This window comes from Kitasatospora sp. NPDC088134 (genome assembly GCF_044741705.1).
Taxonomy (GTDB): Bacteria; Actinomycetota; Actinomycetes; order Streptomycetales; family Streptomycetaceae; genus Kitasatospora.
The window spans coordinates 45,570-52,102 of record NZ_JBIUTD010000041.1 but is presented as its reverse complement, the minus strand read 5'-3'; the positions used below and the strand labels follow the sequence as shown (position 1 = coordinate 52,102).

The window sequence follows — 6,533 nt, the reverse complement described above, 5'->3', positions numbered from 1 at the left end:
GGAACCGGCCCAACGACGTCCACACCGGCGCCGCGGACCCGCTCGTCCCCAACTTTCCCGAACCCGAAAACCTGCCAACTGCTTGACGCGGGACACTGGCAGGAATCCGGCTACGTAGGGGCAGCGTTAGGGGCATGATGCCCCCATGGGCATCGGTGGGTTGATCCGTGATCTTCGTAAGGGTCACGGTTGGTCTCAAAGCCGGTTGGCTGAGGAACTGGGCAAGGCAACGGGTTACAAGGCCAACATCACGCGCGAGGAAGTCAGCCGGTGGGAGCGGGGCAAGGTGAAGCCTGGCCCTTGGTGGCTGAGGCACCTTGCGACGGCCCTGCAAGTACCGCTTGCAACCTTGGAGTTGGCTGACGTGGACCGCCGTACCTTCTTGACCGATGTTGCCGCCACGGCCATAGCGCCGATCGTGGCGTCTGATCTTCTTACTCATGGCTTCGATGCCGCCTTGCGTCGTCGTCCATCCGTGGACGACTGGCAAGCCAAGTTGGCGACGTACGGTCGTGACTACATGTCGGCCGGAGCAGCGGAGATTCAGCGTCGGCTGAGTGCTGATCTCGTAGTGCTGCAACAGCAGTTGGAGACTCCGGGGATGTGGGAAGTTACTGCGAAGCTGGCCACGCTGTACGCGAAGACGTTCCCGGGTAGTGACGGCTCCAAGGCTGTTGATTGGTACCGCATGGCCGCCACGTCGGCGGACCGGTCGGGAGACGTGGACTCTCGGGTCTGGGTCCGTGGCCGGGCTGCTATCGCACTGGGCTACGAAGGTGCGTCACTGGCCGTTGCCGACCGCTTCGCGGATGAAGCCCTGGCCCTGTCTGACCGACCCTCGCTGGGCCGCCTGAACGCCCTGATGGGCAAGGCGCATGTTGCAGCGATCAGGGGCGACCACCGGGCCGCGCTGGCCCTCACGGACGAAGGGTGGCGGGTGTTCGAGCACGCCGCCTCCGGCGATCGTGAGGAGTCGGACTATGCGGTACCTGAGTGGCGGATGAATGTCTTCGTGTCATTGCTGGCTGCGCGCCTGGGCGAAGAGCGCCGGGCGGTTGAGGCACAGGAGCAAGCTGCCCGGAAGCTGCCTGCCACCCTGCCCCGGTTCCGTACGCACCTTGAAATGCACCGTGGCCTGATGCTGGCCCGGTCGGGTGACCGAACCAATGGAGTCGGGTACGCCCGTGCCGCGCTGGACTCGCTTCCCCCCGAGAAGCACAGCCTTACCCTGCGCATGCTCATGGATGAGATCACGTCGTAGCGGACCGTTCCGAACTGCCGTGCAATCAACAGTCTGCCTCGGCAGGGCCGGGGCGGGACCCGTACGGGGGTCAGCACGTAGTCAGCACAGGGGTCGGAAACAGGCTGATCCGGCCGGAGAAAGCAGGAAGGGCCAGATCCTAGGATCTGGCCCCTGACCTGCGGTGCAACCGCGTGGCCTGCGATCGAACGGATTACCCGCTCAGCGCGTCAGACGTTGACGCCGAAGTCCTGGGCGATGCCGCGCAGGCCGGAGGCGTAGCCCTGGCCGATGGCCCGGAACTTCCACTCGGCGCCGTTGCGGTACAGCTCGCCGAAGACCATCGCGGTCTCGGTGGAGGCGTCCTCGGAGAGGTCGTAGCGGGCGATCTCGGCGCCGCCGGCCTGGTTCAGCACCCGGATGAAGGCGTTGCGGACCTGGCCGAAGCTCTGCTGGCGGTTCTCGGCGTCGTAGATCGACACCGGGAAGACGATCTTGGTGATGTCGGCGGGGACGCCGGCCAGGTTCACCTTGATCTGCTCGTCGTCGCCCTCGCCCTCACCGGTGAGGTTGTCGCCGGTGTGCTCGACCGAGCCGTCGGCGCTCTTCAGGTTGTTGAAGAAGATGAAGTCGGCGTCGGAGCGGACCTTGCCCTGGTCGGTGCAGAGCAGCGCACTGGCGTCCAGGTCGAAGTCCGTGCCGGTGGTGGTGCGCACGTCCCAGCCGAGGCCGACGACCACGGCGGTCAGGCCGGGCGCCTCCTTGGTCAGCGAGACATTGCCGCCCTTGCTGAGGCTGACACCCACGTGGTTCCTCCAAGAATGTTCCGGTTCCCGATCCGTCAACGGCCCGATCGTAGTGCCGGGTTCCCCGGCCGCGCCGACAACCCGGCCCGGCCACCCGGACGAATCCGGGCGGCCGGGCCGGGAGGGCGGTCGGCGGGGGCCTCAGAGGGCGCCGAGGGCCGCCAGGTACTCCTTGGTGTCACGGGCGTCCGGGAGGCCGTTCACGATGCTCCAGCGGACGGTGCCCTCCTTGTCGACGACGAAGGTGCCGCGGACCGCGCAGCCCTTCTCCTCGTTGAAGACGCCGTAGGCGCGGGAGACCTCGCCGTGCGGCCAGAAGTCCGAGAGCAGCGGGTACTCCAGGCCCTCCTGGTCGGCGAAGACGCGCAGCGAGAACGGCGCGTCGTTGGAGACGGCGAGCACCTGCACCTCGTCGTTCTGCAGGCGCGGCAGTTCCTTCTGGATCTCGCAGACCTCGCCGGTGCAGACGCCGGTGAAGGCGAACGGGTAGAAGACCAGGACGACGTTCTTCTCGCCGCGGAAGTCGGAGAGCTTCACCGACTCGCCGTGCTGGTTCTTGAGCTCGAAGTCGGGGGCCTGGGCGCCGATCTCGACGGTCATTGCGGGGCCTTCCTGCCGGAGGGGATGCTGCGGGCAGGGAGATCCTCCCATCCGCGGGCGTTCGATCGGCCGTTCGGGTGAGGCGGGGCGGCCGAACGGGGCGGTTTCAGCCCTGAGTGAACACAGTGGCGCAACTGCCCCGGGATGCCGGCGGGCCCGGCCGGAGCACTGCTCCGGCCGGGCCCGCCGCGGGTCGCGGTCCGAGGGTCAGCGCTTGCCGGCCTTCGAGGCCTTGGGGGTGGCCAGCCGGGTGCCCGCCCAGTCCTTGGCGATGGCGATGGAGCTGGTCTGCGAGAGGCCGGCGGTCTTGGCCGCGTCGGCGATCTCGTGCGCCTCGACGTGGCCGTCCCGGCCGGTCTTCGGCGTCAGCAGCCAGATCAGGCCGCCCTCCGCCAGGTACTCCAGGGCGTCGACCAGCGAGTCGGTGAGATCCCCGTCCTCGTCGCGGTGCCACAGCAGGACGCCGTCGGCGACGTCGTCGTAGTCCTCGTCGACGAGTTCGGTGCCGGTGATCTCCTCGATGCCCTCGCGGAGCTCCTGGTCACTGTCTTCGTCGTACCCGAGCTCCTGGATGACCTGGCCTTCTTCGAAGCCCAGACGGAGAGCCGGGTTGGACTTGTCCGCGGGGTCCGCGGTCGCGCTCACGGGAATAACCTCCAGTATTCGGCCCGGCGTCCATGCCGGGGCTGTGGCCGTAGTCCACACGGGAGCGGCGGTTCGCGCAAGTACCCGACCCCCGATCCCACCCAAAGGTTGACGTGTCGCGGGGCGACATGCCGCCCATTATGGCCGCAATCGCCCCGGTGTGTCCGGCTGCGCACCGACATGGATGCTTCGTCTCCTGCCCGCGCGGAGCCCGTTCACACCCCGCACGCCTGCCCGAGATGCGAACGGCATTCGGGCCGGAGGAGGGTGCGGGCGTAGAGTCTCCTGTTGGCCCTCGTCCCGGCCGGCCGCCATTGTCCGGCCGGGGTCCCAGGTCGGACCACCTCCTGACCGTACCGCCCGACGGGCGGAACGGTTACCGATCGGTAGAGATGACGGATCTCCGAACGCGGTAGCACGATGGAGGCGGCGCGACAACTCAGCTTCGACCGACAGTGAAGGAACAGCGTGGCTTCCGGATCCGATCGCAACCCGATCATCATTGGCGGCCTCCCGAGCCAGGTCCCGGACTTCGATCCCGAGGAGACCGCGGAGTGGCTGGAGTCCCTTGACGCCGCCATCGACGAGCGCGGGCGCGAGCGCGCCCGCTACCTGATGCTGCGGCTGATCGAGCGCGCCCGCGAGAAGCGCGTCGCCGTGCCCGAGATGCGCAGCACGGACTACGTCAACACCATCGCGACCAAGGACGAGCCGTTCTTCCCCGGCAACGAGGAGATCGAGCGCAAGATCCTGAACGCGACGCGCTGGAACGCGGCCGTCATGGTCTCCCGCGCCCAGCGCCCCGGCATCGGCGTCGGCGGCCACATCGCCACCTTCGCCTCCTCCGCGTCGCTCTACGACGTGGGCTTCAACTACTTCTTCCGCGGCAAGGACGCCGACGGCGAGTCCGGCGACCAGGTCTTCTTCCAGGGCCACGCCTCGCCCGGCATCTACGCCCGCGCCTTCCTGCTGGACCGGCTGACCGAGCAGCAGCTCGACGCCTTCCGGCAGGAGAAGTCCAAGGCGCCGTTCGGCCTCTCCAGCTACCCGCACCCGCGGCTGATGCCGGACTTCTGGGAGTTCCCGACCGTCTCGATGGGCCTCGGCCCGCTCGGCGCGATCTACCAGGCCCGGATGAACCGCTACCTGGAGCACCGCGGCATCAAGGACACCTCCGACTCGCAGGTCTACGCCTTCCTCGGCGACGGCGAGATGGACGAGCCCGAGTCGCTGGGCCAGCTCTCGCTGGCGGCCCGCGAGGGCCTGGACAACCTGACCTTCGTGGTCAACTGCAACCTGCAGCGCCTGGACGGCCCGGTCCGTGGCAACGGCAAGATCATCCAGGAGCTGGAGTCGCAGTTCCGCGGCGCCGGCTGGAACGTCATCAAGCTGGTCTGGGACCGCTCCTGGGACCCGCTGCTGGCCCAGGACCGCGACGGCGTCCTGGTCAACAAGCTGAACACCACCCCCGACGGCCAGTTCCAGACCTACGCCACCGAGACCGGCGCGTACATCCGCGAGCACTTCTTCGGCGGCGACCTGCGCCTGCGCGCCATGGTCGAGAACATGACGGACCAGCAGATCCAGCACCTGGGCCGCGGCGGCCACGACCACCGCAAGGTCTACGCCGCGTTCAAGGCCGCCCGCGAGCACAAGGGCCAGCCGACCGTCATCCTGGCGCAGACCGTCAAGGGCTGGACGCTGGGCCCCAACTTCGAGGGCCGCAACGCCACCCACCAGATGAAGAAGCTGACGGTCGAGGACCTGAAGCGCTTCCGCGACCGGCTGCACCTGCCGATCACCGACAAGCAGCTGGACGAGGGCTACCCGCCCTACTACCACCCGGGCCGCGACTCGGAGGAGATCCAGTACATGCACGACCGCCGGGAGGAGCTCGGCGGCTACGTGCCCACCCGCAAGGTGCGCCCGCGCAAGCTCGAACTCCCGGGCGACGACGCGTACAAGGCGGTCAAGAAGGGCTCCGGCAACCAGACCATCGCCACCACCATGGCGTTCGTCCGGGTGCTCAAGGACCTGATGCGGGACAAGGGCATCGGCAACCGCTTCGTGCCGATCGCGCCCGACGAGTACCGCACCTTCGGCATGGACTCGCTGTTCCCGTCCGCCAAGATCTACAACCCGCTCGGCCAGACCTACGAGTCGGTCGACCGCGAGCTGCTGCTGGCGTACAAGGAGTCCCCGTCCGGCCAGATGCTGCACGACGGCATCTCCGAGGCCGGCTGCACCGCCTCGCTGATCGCCGCGGGCTCCTCGTACGCGACGCACGGCGAGCCGCTGATCCCGGTCTACGTCTTCTACTCGATGTTCGGGTTCCAGCGCACCGGCGACCAGTTCTGGCAGATGGCCGACCAGCTGGCCCGCGGCTTCGTGATCGGCGCCACCGCCGGCCGCACCACGCTGACCGGCGAGGGCCTGCAGCACGCCGACGGCCACTCGCAGCTGCTGGCCTCCACCAACCCCGGTGTGGTCGCCTACGACCCGGCCTACGGCTACGAGATCGCGCACATCATGCAGGACGGCCTGCGCCGGATGTACGGCTCCTCCCCCGCGCACCCGCACGGCGAGGACGTCTTCTACTACATGACGGTCTACAACGAGCCGATCCGGATGCCCGCCGAGCCGGAGAACGTCGACGTCGACGGCATCCTCAAGGGCGTCTACAAGCTCAAGGACGGCGAAGCCGGCCAGATCCCCGCGCAGCTGCTCGCCTCCGGCGTGGCGGTGCCGTGGGCCCTGGAGGCGCAGCGCATCCTCGCCGAGGAGTGGAACGTCAAGGCGGACGTCTGGTCGGCGACCTCCTGGAACGAGCTGCGCCGGGACGCCGTCGAGGCGGAGGAGTTCAACCTGCTGCACCCCGAGGAGCCGCAGCGCGTCCCGTACGTGACCTCGAAGCTCTCCGGGGCCGAGGGTCCGTTCGTGGCCGTCTCGGACTGGATGCGGGCCGTCCCGGACCAGATCGCCCGCTGGGTCCCCGGCCAGTACCAGTCGCTGGGCGCCGACGGCTTCGGCTTCGCCGACACCCGCGGCGCGGCCCGGCGCTTCTTCCACATCGACGCCCAGTCGATCGTCCTGGCCACGCTCACCGAGCTGGCCAAGCAGGGCCGGATCGACCGCTCGGCGCTGAAGGACGCGATCGACCGCTACCAGCTGCTCGACGTGGCCGCCGCCGACCCGGGCGCCGCGGGCGGCGACGCCTGAGCGGCTCGGCGCTGACCTGAAAG

At 68.6% G+C, this 6,533-nt stretch carries 5 protein-coding genes; 2 read left to right on the top strand and 3 right to left on the bottom strand.

Annotated features, from left to right (window positions below; genetic code table 11):
• Window positions 1-145: 145 nt before the first annotated feature.
• Window positions 146-1,261 carry a helix-turn-helix domain-containing protein gene (locus tag ACIOHG_RS36090; RefSeq protein ID WP_400957482.1) on the top strand — a complete coding sequence of 372 codons (1,116 nt, stop codon included), beginning with the start codon at window positions 146-148 and terminating at the stop codon, window positions 1,259-1,261.
• A 209-nt stretch (window positions 1,262-1,470) separates the two neighbouring features.
• On the opposite strand, the gene ACIOHG_RS36085 is transcribed toward ACIOHG_RS36090, so the two are convergent.
• The 3 genes from ACIOHG_RS36085 to ACIOHG_RS36075 form a co-directional block, all read right to left on the bottom strand.
• On the bottom strand, window positions 1,471-2,046 hold the full coding sequence (locus ACIOHG_RS36085; protein WP_400957479.1) for a TerD family protein: 576 nt from the start codon (window positions 2,044-2,046) through the stop codon (window positions 1,471-1,473).
• Between the two features lie 141 nt (window positions 2,047-2,187).
• A complete protein-coding gene (locus ACIOHG_RS36080; RefSeq protein WP_400957476.1) occupies window positions 2,188-2,646 on the bottom strand; it encodes a peroxiredoxin in 459 nt (152 codons plus the stop codon).
• Between the two features lie 207 nt (window positions 2,647-2,853).
• A complete protein-coding gene (locus tag ACIOHG_RS36075; RefSeq protein WP_400957474.1) occupies window positions 2,854-3,291 on the bottom strand; it encodes a DUF3052 domain-containing protein in 438 nt (145 codons plus the stop codon).
• 468 nt (window positions 3,292-3,759) lie between these two features.
• Between ACIOHG_RS36075 and aceE the strand changes: the two genes are divergently transcribed.
• Complete coding sequence (aceE, locus tag ACIOHG_RS36070) at window positions 3,760-6,510, top strand: pyruvate dehydrogenase (acetyl-transferring), homodimeric type (RefSeq protein WP_400957471.1); 2,751 nt, start codon at window positions 3,760-3,762, stop codon at window positions 6,508-6,510.
• Window positions 6,511-6,533: the final 23 nt, after the last annotated feature.

Coding starts and splice junctions, on each gene's coding strand:
- ACIOHG_RS36090 (WP_400957482.1), top strand. CDS start 146: ATGGGCATCGGTGGGTTGATCCGTGATCTTCGTAAGGGTCACGGTTGG.
- ACIOHG_RS36080 (WP_400957476.1), bottom strand. CDS start 2,646: ATGACCGTCGAGATCGGCGCCCAGGCCCCCGACTTCGAGCTCAAGAAC.